This is a genomic window from Streptomyces sp. NPDC058195, from assembly GCF_042883525.1.
In the GTDB taxonomy this organism is placed as follows: domain Bacteria; phylum Actinomycetota; class Actinomycetes; order Streptomycetales; family Streptomycetaceae; genus Streptomyces.
In genome coordinates this window covers 223139-241597 of the sequence record NZ_JBHVVM010000007.1, presented here as the reverse complement: position 1 = coordinate 241597, position 18459 = coordinate 223139, and the positions used below count along the sequence as shown (strand labels likewise).

Below are 18459 nucleotides of genomic sequence, written 5' to 3'. Positions count from 1 at the left end.
TCCCCTTCACTCCCCGGCGAACAGCCTCGCTCCTGGCGAAGAGCGCTCTTTCACTGCCCGGCGAAGAGCTCTCCGGTGCCGCGCCACTTCTCGTGGACGGTCACCGTCCGGATACGCCAGCCCTCGGCCGTGCGCGACAGCGTGAACGCGTACCGCCCGCCGGAGACGAAGTTCGGCGCGGTGGGCCCTTCCGGCGGGCCGCCCGCACCGTCCGGGGCGCTCTCCAGCCGCATCGGGTTGAGGTAGTCGGCCTGGGCTTCGGCCCGGTCGCCGCGGTACCCGTCCGGCGTCTCGATACCGATGCGCCGGTTGACGATCAGATGCTGGCGTACGGGGAAGAGCCGCATCGTCTCCGCCAGCCACCGTGCCACCTCGCCGACCGGCCCCTCGATGCCGCCCGCGCCGCGGTAGTCGGCCCGGCCGTCCGCGGTGAACAAGGCCAGATAGCCAGCCCACTCACCGTCGTCCACCGCCCTCGCGTAGCCCGTGAGCAGGGCGTCCACGGCGAGCCGGTCCATCAGATGGGCGAGATCCGCGCGCTGCGTCATCGGGTCAGTGTCCGCCCGCTCGCCGAAGAGGCCAAGAGGCGTGCACGTATGACCGGACGGCGTGGTCAGCACGGCACCACGGCGACCGGGCCGAGCGCGTGCGTGAGCGTGGTCTGGGCGACGGGGGAGAGCCCGAGCCCGAGGGACTCACCGCCCCGGCGCCGCCCGATCACGGTGAGCGCCGCGGTGGCCGAGGCCGTGACCAGGGTGCGCGAGGCGGAACCGCCGACCGGCTCCCGTACCACCTCGACCTGCGGGTACTTCTCGCGCCAGCCCGCGGTGAGCTCCGACAGGGTCCGCGCGGCGGAGTCGGCCGCCGCCTCCCGGTCGAAGACGGGACCGCCGGAGATCATGGAGGAGAACATCGTCCAGCCGTGCACGATCCGCAGCCGCGCGCCCGGCCGCGACGCGGCGGTTTCGAAGGCGAAGTCCAGCACCGCCTCACTGCTTTCGTCGGCGGCCACCCCCGCGACGATGTCGGAGTGTGCCTCCGTCCCCTCCGGCGCGTCCTCGCCGTCCGGGCCACTGTGGACGACGACGACCGGACAATGGGCCATCGAGGCGGCCGCCAGGCTGTTGGAGCCGAGCAGCAGCGAGCGGAATCCGCCCAGCCCGCGCGAGCCGACGACGATCAGCGAGGCGTTGTGGCTGAGAGCGGAGAGGGCTGCCGAGGGGTAGTCCAGCGGCGTCAGCGTCGACGGGGTCAGCCCCGGGGCGATGTCGGCCACCCGTCGCACGGACCGGGCGAGCAGTTCGTCCGCCTCGTGGCGGCGGGCGTCCCGCTCGGACGGCCGGTCGGGTGTCAGGGCGTGCACGATCGTGAGCCCGAGCCCTCGGCGCGCGGCTTCACGGGCGGCCCAGTCGAGCGCTTCGGCGCTGTGCGACGAGCCGTCGACTGCGGCGATCACGGGGTGGTCGGTGCTGGTCATGGTGTCCCTCCAGGTTCCGGCGGTTCATGTCCCAGGCTGGTCTGCGCGGACACGGTACGGCAGGGACTTTCGACCCTATCCGCCCGGAAGATCCAGGGCCTGTCGCCCCCCGCGTCGGCTTGCCGCGCGCCCGGCGGTGAGGTAAGGCAAGGCACCGGTCCGCTCGGGCCGTCTGCGATTGTCAGTGCCGGGTGCGATCCTGCCGCCATGGACGAGCTGATGCGGCAGCGGCGCGTATACGGCGCCGACCACGATGACCCCGACCCGGGCCCCCGACCGGGCCATGTCTACCGGGAGTTGGTGGGCGGCCCGCTCGACGGCCTGCTGCTCGACGTGACCGGGTGGACGGACCGGGCGCTGCGCGAAGGGGCGGCGCTCAACACGGAGATCGGGCGCTTCGGCCCCGGCGGCAGAGCGGAGTACGGGCCCAGGGACAGCGATCCCGACCGCTGGGACTGGCGGGGTGACACCCCCTGAGCGCGGCCCGCCAGGACTAATCGCCTGAACCGCTCGATACTGGACGCATGGCGCACAAGACGTCCCGACCACAGGAGCCGTCGACCCTGACCGTCAAGGGGCGGAGCGTACGCATCCGGACCATCGGGGCCGTGGTACTGGCGGCCCTCGTGATCTGGTTCATCGCCGCGAACACCGGCTCGGTCGCCATCCGGCTCTGGGTTCCGTCCGTCACCCTGCCGCTCTGGACGGTGCTGGCCGTGACCCTGCTTGTCGGTCTGGTCATGGGCGGATACCTCTTCCATCGCCGGGCCAGACGCTGACGCCGGGGCCGGATTCGTCCCTGCCGTACGACCCGGCGCCGGGGGTGCGTGACCGTCCTGGGCGAGCGGTTTTGAAGCGCGGAACGGTCGAAGGGGGTTGTCGGACCCGCACGCTATTTTGAGCGCGTGATCTATACAGAGGGCACGATCGAGCGCATCAGGCCGCAACAGTTCCACCAGACCGAAGGGGTGGAGGACTGGCGTGTCGTGGGCGAGGGGGCGTGCGCGTACTTCCGCACCGGGTCGTTCGGGGCCGGTGCCCGGTTCGTGCAGGCGATCAGTGAGATTCCGGCAGCCGGGCAGGATCACCCGGACGTCGATGTGAGGCGGGAGGGCGTGACCGTACGGCTGATCACGGTCACGGACGATTACTACGGGCTGACCGCGCGGCACGTCGAGCTGGCCCGGCAGATCTCGGTGGTGGCCCGCGCGCTGGGCATACCGGCCGAACCGGCCGCTGTGCAGACCGTCCAGGTCTCTGTTGACGCCCTCGCAGGTCCCGCCGTGGTGGCGTTCTGGCGTGCACTGCTCGGCTACCAGCACCGCGCGAACAGCGGTGAGGACCTGCTGGACCCGCGCCGCCGTGGGGCGCCGTTCTACTTCCAGCAGATGGACGCACCGCGCCCGCAGCGCAACCGGGTCCACGTTGATGTGTGGGTGCCGTACGACCAGGCTGAGGCCCGGATAGCGGCAGCGCTCGCGGCCGGCGGCCGGCTGGTGAACGACGCCGACGCGCCGTCGAACTGGGTACTGGCCGACCCCGAGGGCAACGAGGCGTGCGTCGGTGTGGCCGGTCCGCCCGGCCCGGCCACCGGCCGCCCGTGAACGCCCCTGTCCCACGAGCCGAGTCGCCGACTGCACACACGGCACTGTTCCGTGGGGGTCAGTGATCCAGTGCGGCCGGGCGTCGGCCGGGGTGGCCCGCCAAGGCGGCGGAGCTTCCGGGAGGCGGGCGGAATACCGGGTCACGGTCCGTGTCCCCGCCACGGCCAACGCCGCGTCGTGTCCCCTGGACGGGCAGCGTTATCCGACCTGGGAGCGGATGGACGGGCCTGACCGCTGCCGCCGGGCCGGTATCCCGGGCGACACCGTCCGCCGGGGATGCGGCGCCTCGCGCTCGGTCACACGGTCCGTGCACAGCGCCGGGCCAGGGCCCCGCTCGCGGGCGCTCCGGTTCTGCCCGGTACGGCGGGAGGCTTGCCGGTGAGGTGCCGGGCCGTCGTGCGGGGCGGCGCGCTACCAGCAGCAGTGGGGCCCGCGCAGCCGGTTCGCGACTGTGCGGGCCCCCACCGGTACGGCGTCGATGTGCGATCGCAGACGTATGTGCTGCCCGTTCCCCGGTTTCTCGCGGGCGGGAGAAACCGCGAGACGATCAGGGCGCCCCATTGCCTGGAGACGCAAGGAAACGCTGGATCCGGCCGGAAGCGGCCAGTGGCCTGGGTCAGGGATTCATCGTAGTTGGGTACGAGTCGTCCGGGTCTGAGGATTCCGTCGTTGTCGGTCACTGATGCCCAGCGGGCGGTGCTGGAGGGCTGGGTGCGTCGCCGTACGACGGCACAGGCTTTGGCTCGGCGGTCGCGGATCGTGCTGGAGGCTGCGGAGGGCCGCTCGCTCGATCATGGAGGTGTCCCGTCGGCTGCGGGTCGCTCCGGACACGGTCCGCACCCGACGGCGTCGGTTCCTCGAACGCGGCCTGGACGGTCTGCACGACGACCCGCGGTCCGGTGTCCCACGGAAGATCACCGATGCCGACGTCGGGCGGATCATCGTCAAGACGCTGGAGGAGAAGCCGAAGAACGCGACTCACTGGTCGACGAGGTCGTTGGCCGCGGCGACGGGGATGTCGCAGTCGACGGTCTCACGGATCTGGCGGGCGTTCGCTCTGGCGCCGCACCGGGCTCAGACGTTCAGCTGTCCACCGACCCGCCGTCCGTCGGCAAGGTCCGCGATGTCGTCGGCCTCTGCCTCGACCCGCCGGAGAGGGCCCGGGTTCTCTGCGTGGACGAGAAGCCGCGGATCCAGGCCCTGGACCGGTCCCCGCCCGTGCCGCCGATGATGTCCGGTGTCCCCGAACGCCGCAGCCACGGCTACGTCCGTGCCGGCACCACGACCCTCTTCGCCGCCCTTGAGGCCGCCACCGGCAAGGTCATCGGCTCCCTCCGCCGCTGTCACCGGGCAGCGGAGTTCAGGAGGTTCCCGGCCAGGCTCGACAGGGAAGTCCCCGACGGCCTCGAAGTCCACCTGATCCTGGACAACTGCGCGGCCCACCAGACGCCTGACATCAAGAAGTGGCTGCTGGCCCACCCGCGGTTCCGTTTGCACTCCACGCCGACCAGCGCTTCCTGGCTGAACCTGGTCGAGCGGTGGTTCGCCGAGCTCACGCAGAAGAAGCTCGAGCGAGGCGTCCACCGCTCCGCCCAGGCACGCGAACGCGACATCCGGTCCTGGCCCGCCGACTGGAACGAGCACCCCAGGCCCTTCATCTGGACCAAGACCGCCGACGAGTCTGGGCCACTTCGTGTGGTGTGCGCAACGCTGAGTGAGGTTGCAGCGACTACCTGAGCTCAGCTGGCGGCAAGATCTATGCTCGGACGCATGATCGAGACTGAGCGGCTGTTCCTGCGACCTCTGCATGTGTCTGACGTCGACGTTTTCGTCGAGCTCCATGCCGACCCGCAGGTCAACCGCTTCGTCGGGTCCTTCTCGCGCGAACAAGCACTGGAACGTCTCACTGTGATCGAGCGGCAGTGGGCTGAGCGAGGCCATGGCCTGTGTGCAATCGAGCTGAAGTCGAGCGGGGAGTTCATCGGTCGAAGCGGTCTGCAGTACTGGGAGCAGTTCGACGAGGTGGAGCTGGGGTGGACCCTTCGAGCGGATCAGTGGGGGCATGGCTATGCGACCGAGGCTGCTCAAGCGTGTCTGGAATGGGGTTTTGCCACCCTTGACGACGACTACTTCACGGCTCTCATGCGGCCGGGCAACGAGGCATCAGTGAGGGTGGCCAAGCAGCTAGGGTTCGCGCCGCGGCGAGAAGACCATCTGCAGGGCCGCCCGGTCACGGTGTATGCCGTGGACCGCCCGGCCAATCTGCCCGCTTGTTGATGTTCCGTATGAGTCACGACAGCAGGACTCTCTTCCTCAACAGGGCGAAGCCAGCGCGGCCGAACATCTGACGCTTGAGCACCTTGATCCGGTTGACATGGCCTTCGACGACGCCGGAGTTCCAGGGCAATGTGAGGCCGGCGATGACGGCGTCGAGGTCGCGTTCGAGGTGCTGGGCGAAGTGCCGGAGGCTGGGCAGATCGGCAGTGGAGGTGGCCGCTTCGATCCAGGTCGGCAACTCGTCGCCCTGGAGGAGGGCGACCATGTGACCGAAGGAACGCACGTGCTCGGAGAGAGCCGTCAGTTCGGGGCAGTTGGTCAGGGCGGCTTTGAGCTGGAGCCGGTCGGCTTCGGGCATGGCGTCGGGGTGGGTGAGGAGCCAGCGCGTGACGGCGCGGGCCGACGGCGGGCGGGGACCGACCGGTTGAGGCTTGCCGCGGAGATTCCTGCTGACGTAGCCGCGGGGATAGCCCTGTTCCCTTGATCTCCTCCCATAGTTTCCAGGCGTTGGTGCAGCCTTCCTGCCAGCGCTGATCGAGGTAGGGCTTGTAGGCGTCAAGCCTGGTCGCACGGGTTTGCCACTGACCGGTGAACATCTCCTCCGGCGTGGTGGTGCGGGAGAAGCGCAGGATCGTGTTGAGGGTCATCCCGAGCTGCCGGGCGACGGACCGCTTGCTGTGCCCGGCAGCGAGGAGAGCGTGGATGGTGGCGTGCTTGGCGCGGATGCGTTCGGCGAATCGGTGCCTTGTCGGCCAGGGCGATGACGTGGTCGGCTCCGGCTCCTCCTGGGTTTCCTCCGACTGTTCCGGCGTGGGGCGTAAGCAGCCGCGGTGCTGGTAGACGCACTTCTCGGCGGCTTCGCCCAGGTTGTGCCAGAGGTGCCACCGGTCGGCGATCTGGAGGGCCTGCGGGGCGCCGCGGGTGGCGCCTTCGGCGAAGAAGGGAGCCTGGTCACGGCAGACGATCTCGATGCCGGGCCGCTCAGCGAGCCAGGCCGCGAGCGTGTCCGCTTCCCGGTCGGGAAGGAGGTCGACCGGGCCGACCAGCATCCACACCCCGGACAGGCCGCTCGCCCTGTCGTCGTACGAGCCTTGACCCAGACGACCGTGTCGGTCACCTCAACCGATTCCACCAACACACCCTCGACCGAGGAGAACAGCAGCTCGTCCAACTACGGCAACACTTCGTTCATGGCGAAGGACTGTCGACCGCACCACCATTCAATTGAGCGATTTCCGGACGAACTCAACCCGCATCACACGAAGATCAACAGTCACCTTGCGTACACGTCCACACGAAGTGGACCAGAGCCCGAATCTCTGACTCAGATCACTAGCGAGCACCGCAGAGGTGAGGTACATCTGGATAATTGTCCGTGTACGGATGATCGGTGGCGATGCGGGCAGCGTGGTGAGGCGCGGGGGTGCCCCGCCAGGCCCAGTCCGAAGTAGCCTGGCGGGGGTTGCCGGGGTGGCGGGGTATCAGCAGCGCGGCAGGTCCACGTTGTAGCTGCCGTCGGTGAGGTAGACCCTGGACACATAGACATCGGCGTTGCCGCTGTCGTCGTCGGTCATCAGCCAGACGGTGCTCGTGTGGCCCTTGTCCGTGTACGTTTCGCCGTTCACGAAGCAGTAGACGTAGTTCTTGCCCGCTCCCAAGGTGCCTACGTGGGTGGACGCCTTCGAGTCCGGGCTCTCGTGGGACCACGAGGAGTAGGCGAAGTACACGTCGACCTTGGGGTGATTCGCTTGGATGGCCGAGGCGGTCCCGGCCCGGGCGGCGGAGGCCGGTGTGGTCGTGAGCGCCAGTCCCGTCCCGGCAAGGACGACGGAGGTCAGTACTGCTGCGGCACGCTTGAGCTGCTTCATGCGAGATCCCCTTTGTATGGTGTGCGCCGTGTTTCTTCGCGCAGAGCATGCGACGGCCACCAGGTAGCGCGCGTGTGGTTTTGGCTCCAGCCAAAGCGTCGGGTGGTGGGGTCAGAAGCCGCCAAGGGGCCTACGGATCGGAGGAGTCGCGGTGTGCGGGACGCGTGTGCCATCGCTCCGGGACGCGACGAGTCCGCCGTCCCGCAGTACGGGCAGCTGCTGGCTGACACTCGGTAGCCGTACCCCTGTCGCATCGGAGAGCTCGGAGGTGGTGGCGCAGGCGAGCGCGGCGGTCTCGGACAGGAGCGCGGCGCGGGTGGGGCCCAGCACGCGCGCCAGCGACGCCGGGGAAGCGGTCGGCGGTGAGGGAGTCTTGCCGACCGGGTAGATGAGTGCCGGCAGCAGCTGGTCGTCGGCCAGGGTGATCAGGCGCTGCCAGCAGAAGTGCCACGGCACCAGCAGCAGACCCCACCCGTTCAGGTGCAGATCACACTCGACCGGACAGACGACGCTCAGCACGGGCGGCTCCCACACCGCTATCGGGTGCAGGCTGTTCAGCAGAGCCCGCGTCCCACCGTCGGCCAGGACGCGAGTCCGTAAGGTCAGGTCGGCCGCCGTGGCCACGCCGATACCGTTCCCCGCTCGTACGGAGGCCGAAGCGCTTCGTAGCGCCCTGGACAGCCTGCTGCGCGGGTCTGCCCTTGTGGTGGCGTGATGACGGCTCCCGCTCCGGATGAGGCATCGGTGATCGCGGATCTGTGGACCAGCCCGGCCCGGGTCTTGGTCTTGCCGATGATGTTGAGTGGCCGGTGGCCCAGGCGCCGGAGCGCGAAGGGCTGGCCGCCGCGGGCCGAAGTCTCCGGCCCGGCCTTCCGTATCCCCCGGAAGTGCGTGTACTTCCTGGGGCCGCTCGGGGCGGTGTGGTCGGTCCCTGGCACGCACCTCCTGGACCCGGAGCGCTGGGTGATGGCCCCGGTCCCGGCTGTCGTCGAGCCGCCGGGCCCGTATGGGCTGTCGCCACCGGACGGCCGCGGCCACCTCGTCAGCCCTGACTGCCTTCGGGCGGCCCTGGGCCCGCGTCTGAGTGTGGGGCAGTGCCTGTGATGACCGACCGCAAGCCCGCCGCGTGCGAGACGGCGCGCCCGCCGACCGTGATCGTGCCGGACCCGGCGACTCTGACGGACGCACAGGTTCGCGGAGCGCACTGCGTCTGGTGCAAGGCCGGGCTGACCAGCAAAACCGCGCACGGCCTGGGCGATCGCCCGTACGGCGATTCCGTCGGCCACTGGTTCCCCCGCTGCTGGTTCCCCTCTTGCCGAAAGGGCACCCCGAAGTGACAAAAGACGCGAGCGTTCAGCAGCAGAGCCCGGAAGCGGGGAGACGTACCGAGTGTTGCTCGGGCACTCCGTGACGTGCGCGGCCTGCCGAGCCAAGGCGCATCGCTTGCAGGCGCGTCAGCTCAATCGGGCACGGCGGGAGGCCAGCCGGTGAAGTTCTGTATCGACTGTGGCCGCCTCATCACCACCGGGGCCGTGCTGGTGAACGACGGGACGAGCCCGGCGTCCGGGGCTCGGGCGAGCACCTACACGCGCCAGGCTGGCGATCCCGCGTGTACGCCGCACGGTCACCGACGGCTGGCGCTGCGCAGGGAGGTCGACACAAGCCAGTCGGCCCCGCTGGGGCGCCCTTCGAATATTTCTGCTTCTCGGCGGCACGGCGGCGGCTGAGAAGCGCTGCTGCACCGCCTGGCCGCGGCCAGAACCTCGCGGTTCGCGCGAGGAGAAGACTATGCCCTCGCCCTCGCCCTCGCCCACGGCCGCCGGCCGTGGACGGGGGCATGTCCGCGGCGCCGATCTTCGGGGTGGGCCGGCGTCAGCGGCAGGGGCCCGCACAGCCGGTTCACGACTGCGCGGGCCCCTCTGGTGCCACACCGATTTGTACGTGCAGGCGTTTGCTCTACCCGTCTCCCAGTCTCCCTGGTGGGAGATTGTGGGAGATGATCTTGGTAACCAATCGCAGTGGGACGTAAGAAAACGCTAGATGTGGTTAACGGTGGATACCGGGCTACCCGGCAGATTCGCCCGCGTGAGGACTGAGGACACCCATGCCGACCAGGACGAAGAGCAGAATGCCCAGGGCTACCCGGTAGATCACGAACGGCATGAAGCTCTTGGTGGTGATGAACTTCATGAACCATGCGATAACGGCATATCCCACACCGAACGCGATGATGGTCGCGAAGATCGTCGGCCCCCACGACACATGCCCCTCGCCCGCGTCCTTCAGCTCGAAGACGCCCGAGGCGAGCACCGCCGGGATCGCGAGGAGGAAGGAGTAGCGGGCCGCGGCCTCGCGGGTGTAGCCCATCAGCAGGCCACCGCTGATGGTGGCTCCGGACCGGGAGACGCCCGGGATCAGGGCCATCGCCTGGCAGAAGCCGAAGATCAGGCCGTCCTTCACGCCGAGGTCCCTGAGCGTCTTGCGCTCCTTGCCCGCCCGGTGCCTTCCGCCGGCCTCGTCGCGGGCGGCGAGGCGGTCGGCGATGCCCAGCACGATGCCCATCACGATCAGGGTGGTGGCGATCAGCCGCAGATCGCGGAACGGCCCCTCGATCTGGTCCTTGAGTGTCACGCCGAGCACCCCGATCGGGATGGAGCCGACGATGACCAGCCAGCCCATCTGGGCGTCGTGGTCGCCGCGCATCGACCGGTCGACCAGCGAACGGGACCAGGCGGAGATGATCCGGACGATGTCCTTGCGGAAGTAGATGAGGACCGCCGCCTCCGTGCCGATCTGGGTGATGGCGGTGAACGCCGCACCCGGGTCGTGCCAGCCGGCGAACGCGGCGGTGAGCCGCAGATGCGCGCTGGAGGAGATCGGCAGGAACTCGGTCAGTCCCTGAACGAGGCCCAGGACGAACGATTCGAACCAGCTCATGGGGCTTTGGCCATCCTGGAGGTGATCGTGCATCGGCCGTCGGCGGCGAGCGCCGTCGGCAGCGTACGCATAGTGGTCAAATGGGGACAGGGCCCCCGAGGGCCCGGAGATCTACGATCGGTCGCGGGCAGGGTACCGCCCTCAGATGAACGGCGGCCCCAGGTCCCCCGGCAGCCCGCCGGAAGGGGCCGGTCGCGCAAGTGCGCCGGTCAGGGCACGGCGGCTCACTCGGCAGACAGGCGGTGCCGTCTGCGCCAGACGACGACCGCCGCCCCGACCCCCGTCAGCACGATGAAGCCCATCGCGGCCAGGAAGGCCGGTGAGGTCGGGGATGTGGCCTCGCTGCCCGCGACGACGTACGCGGCGGTGTTCGGGACCGAGCCGAGCCCGGTGGCACCCAGGAACGCCGGGTAACCCATCCGGGAGACCGCCGCGCAGTAGTTGGCCGCCGCGAACGGCACCCCCGGGAAGAGCCGCAGCGCCAGCATCGAGCGGAACCCGTGGCGGCTCAGCTGCCCGTCCGCGGCCTTGAGCCACCGCCCGCGCACCAGCGTGCGCAGCGCGTCCTGCCCGAGCACCCGGCCCAGGGCGAAGGAGACGCCCGCGCCCAGCACCGTCCCCGCCAGCGCGGCGGCCAGTCCGGCCTGCGCGCCGAAGAGCGCACCGGCGGCGATGTTGAGCACCGGCCGGGGAACGAAGGCCACGGTGCACACTCCGTACGCGGCCCCGAACAGGAGCACCGCGACGGCGCTCCCGTCCAGCCGGGCGGGCCAGTCGGCCGCGAGCAGCCGCTGGGGTTCGAGCAGGAGCATCGTCGTGGCCGCGCCCAGCAGCACGGCCACGAGCAGCGAGAGCCGGGACCAGGGCGAGAGCAGCGCCTTCGTGCAGCGCACGGCGAGGCCGGTGCCGGGCCGGGCGGCGGGGACGGGGGCGAGCATGCGGGGAGAGTAACCGACGCCGGTGAATGATCGCCGGAACGCGCTCCGCGCACATCGAGGTGCGGACCTCGCGGACGTCGAGGTGCGGACCCGTGCACGTCGAGGTGCGGACCCCGTGCACGTCGAGGTGCGGAACTGGTGGGCGCCCGCTGTGGAGCGAACTGCCCCGGACAGGGGGAGAGATACGCGAAAACCGTTCGACGCGGCCGTGCCCGTCGGCCATCATCAAAGCCATGTTCCGGTACGCCTTCCCCGCAGAGCCGTCCGCAGTCGCGGACGCGCCGAAGGCTGCCGTGATCCCCGTCATCGCAGCTGGCGTGGCAGCGTGCACCGCTGTCGCAGCGCCCTTCGGCGGCGCCCGAAGCTGACCCTCCCCCGACAGTCCGGCGGACCCCGCAAGGGGAGGGTCGGCAGGGCCCTGGGGTCTCCTCTCAGCTTCGAACACCAAGGAACGAGTCATGTCCAAGACGGCATACGTGCGCACCAAGCCGCACCTCAACATCGGCACCATGGGCCACGTCGACCACGGCAAGACCACCCTGACCGCCGCCATCACCAAGGTCCTCAGCGAGCGCGGGACCGGCACCTTCGTCCCGTTCGACCGGATCGACCGGGCGCCGGAGGAGACACAGCGCGGTATCACCATCAACATCGCGCACGTCGAGTACGAGACCGACACCCGCCACTACGCGCATGTCGACATGCCGGGGCACGCCGACTACATCAAGAACATGGTGACCGGCGCCGCCCAGCTCGACGGGGCGATCCTCGTCGTCTCGGCGCTCGACGGGATCATGCCGCAGACCGCCGAGCACGTCCTGCTCGCCCGCCAGGTGGGCGTCGACCACATCGTCGTCGCGCTCAACAAGGCGGACATGGGTGACCCCGAGCTGACCGACCTCGTCGAGCTGGAGGTCCGTGAGCTGCTCTCCGGGCACGGCTACGGCGGCGACAGCGTCCCCGTCGTACGGGTATCGGGCCTCAAGGCCCTGGAGGGCGACCCGCGCTGGGCCTCGGCGGTCGAGGCGCTGCTGGACGCCGTCGACACGTACGTACCGATACCGGTCCGCTACACCGACGCGCCGTTCCTGTTGTCGGTGGAGAACGTGCTGACCATCACCGGCCGGGGCACCGTCGTCACCGGGGCCGTCGAGCGCGGCACAGTCCGCACCGGCGACCGCGTGTCGGTGCTCGGCGCGGACCAGGACGTGGACACGGTCGTCACCGGCCTGGAGACCTTCGGGAAGCCGATGGAGTCCGCGCAGGCGGGCGACAACGTGGCGCTGCTGCTGCGCGGAGTGGAGCGCGGCCGGGTCCGCCGCGGCCATGTGGTCGCGGCGCCCGGCAGTGTGACGCCGAGCCGCCGGTTCACCGCGCGGGTGTACGTCCTGTCGGCGCGCGAGGGTGGCCGGACCACCCCCGTCACCACCGGCTACCGGCCGCAGTTCTACATCCGCACCGCGGACGTGGTCGGTGACATCGACCTCGGGGAGCTCGCTGTGGCGCGCCCCGGCGACACCGTCGACCTGACCGTCGAACTGGGGCGTGACGTCCCGCTGGAGACCGGCCTCGGCTTCGCGATCCGCGAGGGTGGCCGCACGGTCGGCGCGGGCACCGTCACCGCCCTGCTCTGAACGGCCCCGCTCCGGGTGACGGTGCGCCAAGGGCCCGTCTCCAGCCCCCTGCTGGAGGCGGGCCCGGCGCCGTGCGCGAGACTGACGGGATGACGGACACAGCACTGGTACTCGGTTCCGGCGGTGTCACCGGCAGTGCCTGGGAGACCGGCATCCTGCACGGACTGGCGGAGGCGGGAACGGACCTCGCCACCGCCGATCTGATCGTCGGCAGCTCGGCCGGAGCGGTGGTCGGCGCGCAACTGGCCTCCGGGCTCCTCGGACTTCCCGAACTCTACGCACGCCAGCTCGCCGACCCGCACGACATGAGGGGCGGCAAGCTGGGCGCGCGTACCCTGCTGCGCTACACGGGTGCCGTCCTGTCCGCCCGCACCCCCGAGGCGTACGGCCGGAAGCTGGGCAGGCTCGCGCAGGACGCCCGGCCCGGCGTCACCGCCGGGGAACGGCGCGCGGCGATCGCCCGCCTGCTGCCGTCGCCAGAGTGGCCGGGGCGCGCGCTGCTGGTCACCGCCGTCGACGCCACGACCGGCGAACTCCGCGCCTTCGCCGAGGACGGCGGGGTGCCGCTCGTCGACGCCGTCACCGCGAGCTGCGCGGTCCCCGGCGTGTGGCCCGTCGCGCGTTGCGCGGGGCGGACCTGGATCGACGGCGGAGTGCACTCCACGGCCAACGCCCAGCTCGCCGCCGGATACCGGCGCGTCGTCGTCATCGCCCCGTCGGCCGCGGGCAGCAGGGCCCTCGCCTCGCCCCGCTCCCAGGTGGCCGGGCTCGCCGAACAGGGCGCCCGGACCGTGCTCATCACCCCGGACGCCGCGGCGCAGAAGGCCTTCGGCCGCAATCCGCTGGACCCGGGCCACCGGGCCGCTGCCGCCCGCGCCGGACTCGCCCAGGCGGCGGCGCACACCGACGCGGTGGCCGCGGTGCTCGGCGACTGACCGGGCACCCCACAATGGGGGAGTGAACGACTCGATACCGGTGATCCGGGACGTGGACCAGGGCATCGCCAGACTTCTCCCCGACGTGGACCGGGACCGGGCCTGGCTGCTCACCGTCGACGGCGCGCCCCAGTCCTACGTCGACCTCGACGCCCCGGACCACCTGGAGTTCGAGTACGCGCGACGGCTCGCGCACGTCGTGGACTGCGCGTCGGCGCCGGGCGCGCCGCTGGACGTGCTCCATCTCGGCGGCGGCGCGCTCGCCCTGCCCCGCTACACGGCCGCGACCAGGCCCGGATCCCGGCAGGACGTCGCCGAGGCCGACCTGGGCCTCCTCGCGCTGGTCACCGAGCACCTTCCGGTCCCCGGCGACAGCGGGATCACCGTGCACGGCACGGACGCCCGGAGCCTGCTGGAGGAGACTCCGCCCGGTTCGCTGGACCTCGTGATCGCGGATGTCTTCGGCGGCTCACGGGTGCCCGCCCATCTCACCTCCGTCGAGTACGCGCGAGCCGCCCGCCGGGCGCTGCGGGAGGACGGTGTCTACGCGGCCAACCTCGCGGACGGCGCCCCCTTCGGCTTCCTCCGCTCCCAGCTGGCCACCTTCGCCGCCGTCTTCGAGGAGCTGGCGCTGATCGCCGAACCGGCGGTGCTGCGCGGCAGGCGCTTCGGCAATCTGGTGCTGGTCGCCTCCCCGTGCCCCATCGACACCGCGACCCTCACCCGGCGCTGCGCCGCCGACGCCTTCCCCGCCCGGGTCGAGTACGGTGCCGCCCTGGAGCGGCTGACCGGTGCCGCCCGGCCGGTCGGGGACGGTGAGGCGGTCGCCTCACCCGAGCCGCCCGACGGCGCCTTCAGCATCGGCTGAGACCGGTTCCGGGCCCTTCGCCACCTCGGTGGTGACGGGGGCCCGGGTCAGCCTGCGTACGTCCGGAACGAACAGGACGGCTCCGGTGACCAGCACGATCAGCACCGCACAGCCCCACAGCGCCTGACTCCGCCCGACCACCGACTCCACCGGACCGGCGAGCGCGGTGGCCAGCGGCATCATCGCCACCGAACCGAACCAGTCGTACGCGGAGACCCGGGAGAGCTTCTCCTCGGGGATCTCCTGATGCATGGCCGTCATCCAGGAGACCCCGAACACCTCGATGGCGACCCCGCTGACGAACATGACCGCGCACAGGAGACCCACCGGCAGCGGCACCGCGAGACCCGCCGAGGGCAGCGCCAGCGGGAAGACACAGAGCGTCCCGGCCAGCAGCAGGCGCCGCGGCTTCCAACGCGTCATCAGCAGCGCCCCGCCCAGCGTCCCGGCCCCGAACGCGGCGAGCGCGAACCCCCAGGGCCGGGCGCCGCCCAGCTCGTCCCGGGCGACCAGCGGACCGTACACGGACTCGGCGGCCCCGACGGCGGCGACGACCACCGAGAACTGCGCCACGATGCTCCACAGCCAGGGGCGGCCGATGAACTCCTGCCAGCCGTCGCGCAGATCGGCGAGCAGTCCGCCGCCCGGCGCGCGCGGAGGGATGTGGCTGACGTCCAGGAACGCGCGCAGCGCGCCCGCCAGCGCGAAGGCCGCGGCGTCGACGGCCAGCACCCAGCCCGGGTCCATCGCCGCGATCATCGCGCCGCCGAGCGCCGCACCACCGATCGACGCACCCTGCATCGACATCCGGAACAGGGCGAAGGCCCGGCTCGCCTGCTCCCGGCTGACACTGGACATCAGCATGCCCTCGGCCGCCGGATTGAAGAACGCCTGCCCCGTACCGCACAACGCGGTCAGCAGCATCATCTGCCACAGCTGCGGATCACCGGCCAGCACCAGCCAGGCGAACGCGGCCTGCGAGAGGCAGTTCAGGGTGTTCGCCGCGACCATCACCCGGTGACGCGGCAGCCGGTCGGCGATCGCGCCGCCGATCAGCAGGAAGAGCACCAGGGGAGCGGTTCTGGCCGCGGCCACCAGACCGACGTCCCCGCCGTCGCCACCCGCCTTCAGTACGGCGAACGCCGCCGCGATCAACGCGCCATGGGTACCCAGGCCCGTGATGATCGCGGCGGCGGTCAGGAGACGGTAATTGCGCTCGGAGCGCGGCGGACGGGACAGGGGGGCGGAAGCGGCAGTCACCCACGGAATATGCCTTGCGCACCCCGCCCCGTGCCAGCCGTTTATTCCCGGCGGGGGATGGTCACTCGGACTTGACGACGTCCACCAGCCGGACCGTGCTCAGGATCTGCTGGACCGTGGAGTCCGGGAGCTCGTCCTTGACGGAGTCGGCCCCGTACAGGACCCAGGAGGCGAACTCCCCGTCCTTGTTCTTGAAGGTGAAGGCGATGGACTTGCCGTCGCTGTCGCACTTCTTGCGCTTCTTGACGTTCGGGGCGGTCGCGGTGACCACCTGTCCGGTGAGCCCCGACTTGGTGGTGTACTGCTTGGCGTCGGTGAACTTGATGGTGCTCTCCGGCATGTGCTGCGCGTAGGCGGCCCACACCCACGTACCGGCCTCGCTGTGCGCGTTCTTGGCTGCGTCGGTGGCGCCCTGGGCGCCCCGGGTACCGGCGCTGGCGAGACTCATGGTCTCCTCGGTGCCGTCCTTGTCGGAGTCCTCCACACACCACTTGCTCTGGAAGTACGACGGCGCGGAGAAACCGATGAGGGGCGACCCGTCACCCTTCTTGTCGTCCTCGAAGAACGAGGTGGTGCCGGGCCGGCCGACCTCCCAGTCGCCGGGCACGTCGAACTGCGTACCCCACTTGGGGTTGGTGACGACCTTCCACCCCGCGATGAGGGGCTTGGGATCGTCGCTGTCGCCGCGCGGGTTCGCCCCGTCGGAGGAGGCCGAGCCGGACGGCTTGACGGGCGCCGAGGACTGCTTGCCGTCGGCGACGTCCTTGTCCTTGTCGTCGTTCTTGTTCATCACGACGACACCCGTGACCACGGCGGCCACGACGACCGCGGTGGCCGCGACGATGGCGACAACGGTGTTCTTCTTCTTGTTGCTGTCACCACCACCGGGCTGCACGCCGCCGGGCGGACCGGGCACGGCGTACTGCGGCACGGTCGACTGCTGGTACGGGTTCGGCTGCGGGTAGCCGGGCTGCTGGCCCTGCTGCGGTTGCCCCGGCTGCGGTGCGGGCTGTCCCGTCTGCTGGTATCCCGGCTGCTGATAGGGATTCGGCTGCTGGTAACCCGGCTGCTGGTACGGGTTCTGATTCTGGTCCTGCGGGTTTTGCTCGCCCCCGGGCGGCTGCTGTCCTGGCCACATGGCGAGTAACGATAGAGGTGCGGTGGCCGGTCTGCTACGCCCGCCCCCGTGTGCGGACGGTGAAGGAAGCGATCAGGAGCGGTCGTCCACGGGGTACGGACATGGCCAAGAACTCCTACCCATGAGTAACATCTGGTCATGAGCGCTACACAGATGACCGTCGGCGAGATGCTCGTGGCGACGGTCCCGATGGCCCGGACCCTTCACCTCGAATTCCTGGAGACGACCGCCGAGCGTGCGGTGGTCCGCCTGCCGGACCAGGCCGACTACCACAACCACCTCGGCGGACCGCACGCCGGAGCGATGTTCACGCTGGCGGAATCGGCGAGCGGAGCGATCGTGATCGCGGCCTTCGGCGACCAGATGTCGCGCGCCGTCCCGCTGGCGGTGAAAGCCGAGATCGGCTACAAGAAGCTGGCCAGGGGCGTCGTCACCGCCACCGCGACCCTCGGACGCCCGGCGGCCGAGGTCGTCGCCGAACTCGACGCGGGCCAGCGGCCGGAGTTCCCGGTGACCATCGAGATCCGGCGCGAGGACGGGGCGGTGACCGGCGAGATGACGGTCGTCTGGACCCTGCGCCCGCACTCCTGATCCAGCCTGTTCGAACCGGGGCCGCCGCGCCGCCCCCCCCCGGGGCGGCGCGGCGGCCCTTCGTGCTGTTACGGCGGCCGGAGAGCCGGGTAGGCTGCGCGCCGTGCGCCGGGGAGCTGCCCGGCGTCCGACGGACAACAGCTTCGGGAGGAACGGGCGTTGCACATCCAGGAATGGCTGGAGACCATCCCCGCGATCAGCGTGTACGCCCTGGTGGCCGGGGTCATCGGGCTGGAGAGCCTCGGCATTCCGCTGCCGGGTGAGATCGTCCTGGTCAGCGCGGCGCTCCTGGCCGCCGGGCACGACGGGATCAATCCGTGGGTGCTCGGGGCCTGCGCCTCGGCGGGCGCCGTCATCGGTGACTCGATCGGCTACGCCATCGGCCGCAAGGGCGGCCGTCCGCTGCTCGCCCGGCTGGGCCGGAAGTTCCCCCGGCACTTCGGCGAGGCGCAGATAGCGCTGGCGGAGCGGTCGTTCGACAAGTGGGGCATGTGGGCGGTGTTCTTCGGCCGCTTCATCGCCCTGCTGAGGATCTTCGCGGGCCCCCTGGCCGGTGTCCTGCACATGCCGTACTGGCGGTTCCTGGTCGCCAATGTGCTCGGCGGGATCGTCTGGGCGGGCGGCACCACGGCCGTCGTCTACTCCGTCGGCGTGGTCGCCGAAGCCTGGCTGAAGCGGTTCTCCTACCTCGGCCTGGTGGCCGCCGTGCTGGTCGGCATCACCTCGATGCTGCTGGTGCGCAGCCGGGCCAGGAAGGCGGCCGAGCAGTTCCCGGCCGGGCCGGTCCCCGGACCGACGGCCGTACCGGCCGGAGACTGATCCGTACGGCGTGCGGCGTGGGGGGCGGGGGCCGGCCCCCCCCCCCCCCCCCCCCCCCCCCAACCCCGAGGCCCCTTCCACCCACAGGGGCCGGGGGGGGGGCAGAGTGAGCC

Annotated in this window: 18 protein-coding genes and 2 pseudogenes; 10 read left to right on the top strand and 10 right to left on the bottom strand. The window is 70.8% G+C overall.

Features of this window, described 5'->3' with window-relative positions; translation table 11 throughout:
- Positions 1–50: 50 nt before the first annotated feature.
- Both ACFVWY_RS12050 and ACFVWY_RS12045 read right to left on the bottom strand, forming a co-directional pair.
- Complete coding sequence (locus ACFVWY_RS12050; protein WP_389870218.1) at positions 51–548, bottom strand: nuclear transport factor 2 family protein; 498 nt, start codon at positions 546–548, stop codon at positions 51–53.
- 65 nt (positions 549–613) lie between these two features.
- Positions 614–1477, bottom strand: coding sequence for a universal stress protein (locus ACFVWY_RS12045; protein ID WP_389870216.1), 864 nt, complete (start codon positions 1475–1477; stop codon positions 614–616).
- Positions 1478–1684: 207 nt separating this feature from the next.
- Between ACFVWY_RS12045 and ACFVWY_RS12040 the strand changes: the two genes are divergently transcribed.
- From ACFVWY_RS12040 to ACFVWY_RS12020, 5 genes and pseudogenes are all read left to right on the top strand, one after another.
- Positions 1685–1954 (top strand): hypothetical protein, encoded by a 270-nt coding sequence (locus tag ACFVWY_RS12040; protein ID WP_389870213.1) that lies wholly within the window; start codon positions 1685–1687, stop codon positions 1952–1954.
- 47 nt (positions 1955–2001) lie between these two features.
- A complete protein-coding gene (locus ACFVWY_RS12035) occupies positions 2002–2256 on the top strand; it encodes a LapA family protein (RefSeq protein ID WP_389870211.1) in 255 nt (84 codons plus the stop codon).
- Positions 2257–2382: 126 nt separating this feature from the next.
- The gene (locus ACFVWY_RS12030; RefSeq protein WP_389870209.1) at positions 2383–3081 is read left to right on the top strand and encodes a VOC family protein; all 699 of its coding nucleotides are present in this window, start codon (positions 2383–2385) and stop codon (positions 3079–3081) included.
- Between the two features lie 654 nt (positions 3082–3735).
- A pseudogene (locus ACFVWY_RS12025) lies at positions 3736–4818 on the top strand (IS630 family transposase).
- Positions 4819–4851: 33 nt separating this feature from the next.
- Positions 4852–5358 carry a GNAT family N-acetyltransferase gene (locus ACFVWY_RS12020; RefSeq protein WP_389870207.1) on the top strand — a complete coding sequence of 169 codons (507 nt, stop codon included), beginning with the start codon at positions 4852–4854 and terminating at the stop codon, positions 5356–5358.
- Positions 5359–5371: 13 nt separating this feature from the next.
- On the opposite strand, the gene ACFVWY_RS12015 is transcribed toward ACFVWY_RS12020, so the two are convergent.
- From ACFVWY_RS12015 to ACFVWY_RS11990, 6 genes and pseudogenes are all read right to left on the bottom strand, one after another.
- Entirely contained in the window at positions 5372–5716 is a 345-nt protein-coding gene (locus tag ACFVWY_RS12015) for a transposase (RefSeq protein ID WP_389870204.1), read from the bottom strand.
- Between the two features lie 457 nt (positions 5717–6173).
- Positions 6174–6407: pseudogene (locus tag ACFVWY_RS12010) on the bottom strand (transposase); the annotation flags it as partial.
- Between the two features lie 432 nt (positions 6408–6839).
- A complete protein-coding gene (locus ACFVWY_RS12005) occupies positions 6840–7226 on the bottom strand; it encodes a hypothetical protein (protein WP_389870201.1) in 387 nt (128 codons plus the stop codon).
- Between the two features lie 111 nt (positions 7227–7337).
- The gene (locus tag ACFVWY_RS12000) at positions 7338–7850 is read right to left on the bottom strand and encodes an ArsR/SmtB family transcription factor (protein WP_389870198.1); all 513 of its coding nucleotides are present in this window, start codon (positions 7848–7850) and stop codon (positions 7338–7340) included.
- Positions 7851–9290: 1440 nt separating this feature from the next.
- Positions 9291–10163 (bottom strand): undecaprenyl-diphosphate phosphatase, encoded by an 873-nt coding sequence (locus tag ACFVWY_RS11995; protein WP_389870195.1) that lies wholly within the window; start codon positions 10161–10163, stop codon positions 9291–9293.
- A gap of 224 nt (positions 10164–10387) precedes the next feature.
- Positions 10388–11101, bottom strand: a complete 714-nt coding sequence (locus ACFVWY_RS11990) for a TVP38/TMEM64 family protein (protein ID WP_389870194.1) — start codon at positions 11099–11101, stop codon at positions 10388–10390.
- Between the two features lie 458 nt (positions 11102–11559).
- Here ACFVWY_RS11990 and tuf point away from each other — a divergent pair, with 458 nt between their 5' ends.
- The 3 genes from tuf (at position 11560) to ACFVWY_RS11975 (ending at position 14538) form a co-directional block, all read left to right on the top strand.
- Complete coding sequence (gene tuf / locus ACFVWY_RS11985; RefSeq protein ID WP_389870191.1) at positions 11560–12735, top strand: elongation factor Tu; 1176 nt, start codon at positions 11560–11562, stop codon at positions 12733–12735.
- Positions 12736–12824: 89 nt separating this feature from the next.
- Positions 12825–13670 (top strand): patatin-like phospholipase family protein, encoded by an 846-nt coding sequence (locus ACFVWY_RS11980; protein WP_389870189.1) that lies wholly within the window; start codon positions 12825–12827, stop codon positions 13668–13670.
- A 22-nt stretch (positions 13671–13692) separates the two neighbouring features.
- Positions 13693–14538, top strand: coding sequence for a spermidine synthase (locus tag ACFVWY_RS11975; protein WP_389870186.1), 846 nt, complete (start codon positions 13693–13695; stop codon positions 14536–14538).
- Here the strand turns inward: ACFVWY_RS11975 and ACFVWY_RS11970 are convergent.
- Both ACFVWY_RS11970 and ACFVWY_RS11965 read right to left on the bottom strand, forming a co-directional pair.
- Positions 14500–15798, bottom strand: a complete 1299-nt coding sequence (locus tag ACFVWY_RS11970) for an MFS transporter (RefSeq protein WP_389870184.1) — start codon at positions 15796–15798, stop codon at positions 14500–14502. The genes ACFVWY_RS11975 and ACFVWY_RS11970 overlap by 39 nt on opposite strands.
- Before the next feature lie 61 nt (positions 15799–15859).
- Positions 15860–16936, bottom strand: a complete 1077-nt coding sequence (locus ACFVWY_RS11965; protein WP_389870182.1) for a hypothetical protein — start codon at positions 16934–16936, stop codon at positions 15860–15862.
- A 153-nt stretch (positions 16937–17089) separates the two neighbouring features.
- Between ACFVWY_RS11965 and ACFVWY_RS11960 the strand changes: the two genes are divergently transcribed.
- Positions 17090–17527, top strand: a complete 438-nt coding sequence (locus tag ACFVWY_RS11960) for a DUF4442 domain-containing protein (protein WP_389870382.1) — start codon at positions 17090–17092, stop codon at positions 17525–17527.
- A gap of 159 nt (positions 17528–17686) precedes the next feature.
- Positions 17687–18346: a DedA family protein gene (locus tag ACFVWY_RS11955; RefSeq protein WP_389870180.1), complete on the top strand. Its 660-nt coding sequence runs from the start codon at positions 17687–17689 to the stop codon at positions 18344–18346.
- Positions 18347–18459: the final 113 nt, after the last annotated feature.

Excerpts from the sequence above, each read along its gene's own strand:
- ACFVWY_RS12050 (WP_389870218.1), bottom strand. The coding sequence starts at position 548 with ATGACGCAGCGCGCGGATCTCGCCCATCTGATGGACCGGCTCGCCGTG.
- ACFVWY_RS12045 (WP_389870216.1), bottom strand. The coding sequence starts at position 1,477 with ATGACCAGCACCGACCACCCCGTGATCGCCGCAGTCGACGGCTCGTCG.
- ACFVWY_RS12040 (WP_389870213.1), top strand. The coding sequence starts at position 1,685 with ATGGACGAGCTGATGCGGCAGCGGCGCGTATACGGCGCCGACCACGAT.
- ACFVWY_RS12035 (WP_389870211.1), top strand. The coding sequence starts at position 2,002 with ATGGCGCACAAGACGTCCCGACCACAGGAGCCGTCGACCCTGACCGTC.
- ACFVWY_RS12020 (WP_389870207.1), top strand. The coding sequence starts at position 4,852 with ATGATCGAGACTGAGCGGCTGTTCCTGCGACCTCTGCATGTGTCTGAC.
- ACFVWY_RS12015 (WP_389870204.1), bottom strand. The coding sequence starts at position 5,716 with ATGCCCGAAGCCGACCGGCTCCAGCTCAAAGCCGCCCTGACCAACTGC.
- ACFVWY_RS12005 (WP_389870201.1), bottom strand. The coding sequence starts at position 7,226 with ATGAAGCAGCTCAAGCGTGCCGCAGCAGTACTGACCTCCGTCGTCCTT.
- ACFVWY_RS11995 (WP_389870195.1), bottom strand. The coding sequence starts at position 10,163 with ATGAGCTGGTTCGAATCGTTCGTCCTGGGCCTCGTTCAGGGACTGACC.
- ACFVWY_RS11990 (WP_389870194.1), bottom strand. The coding sequence starts at position 11,101 with ATGCTCGCCCCCGTCCCCGCCGCCCGGCCCGGCACCGGCCTCGCCGTG.
- tuf (WP_389870191.1), top strand. The coding sequence starts at position 11,560 with ATGTCCAAGACGGCATACGTGCGCACCAAGCCGCACCTCAACATCGGC.
- ACFVWY_RS11980 (WP_389870189.1), top strand. The coding sequence starts at position 12,825 with ATGACGGACACAGCACTGGTACTCGGTTCCGGCGGTGTCACCGGCAGT.
- ACFVWY_RS11965 (WP_389870182.1), bottom strand. The coding sequence starts at position 16,936 with ATGTGGCCAGGACAGCAGCCGCCCGGGGGCGAGCAAAACCCGCAGGAC.
- ACFVWY_RS11960 (WP_389870382.1), top strand. The coding sequence starts at position 17,090 with ATGACCGTCGGCGAGATGCTCGTGGCGACGGTCCCGATGGCCCGGACC.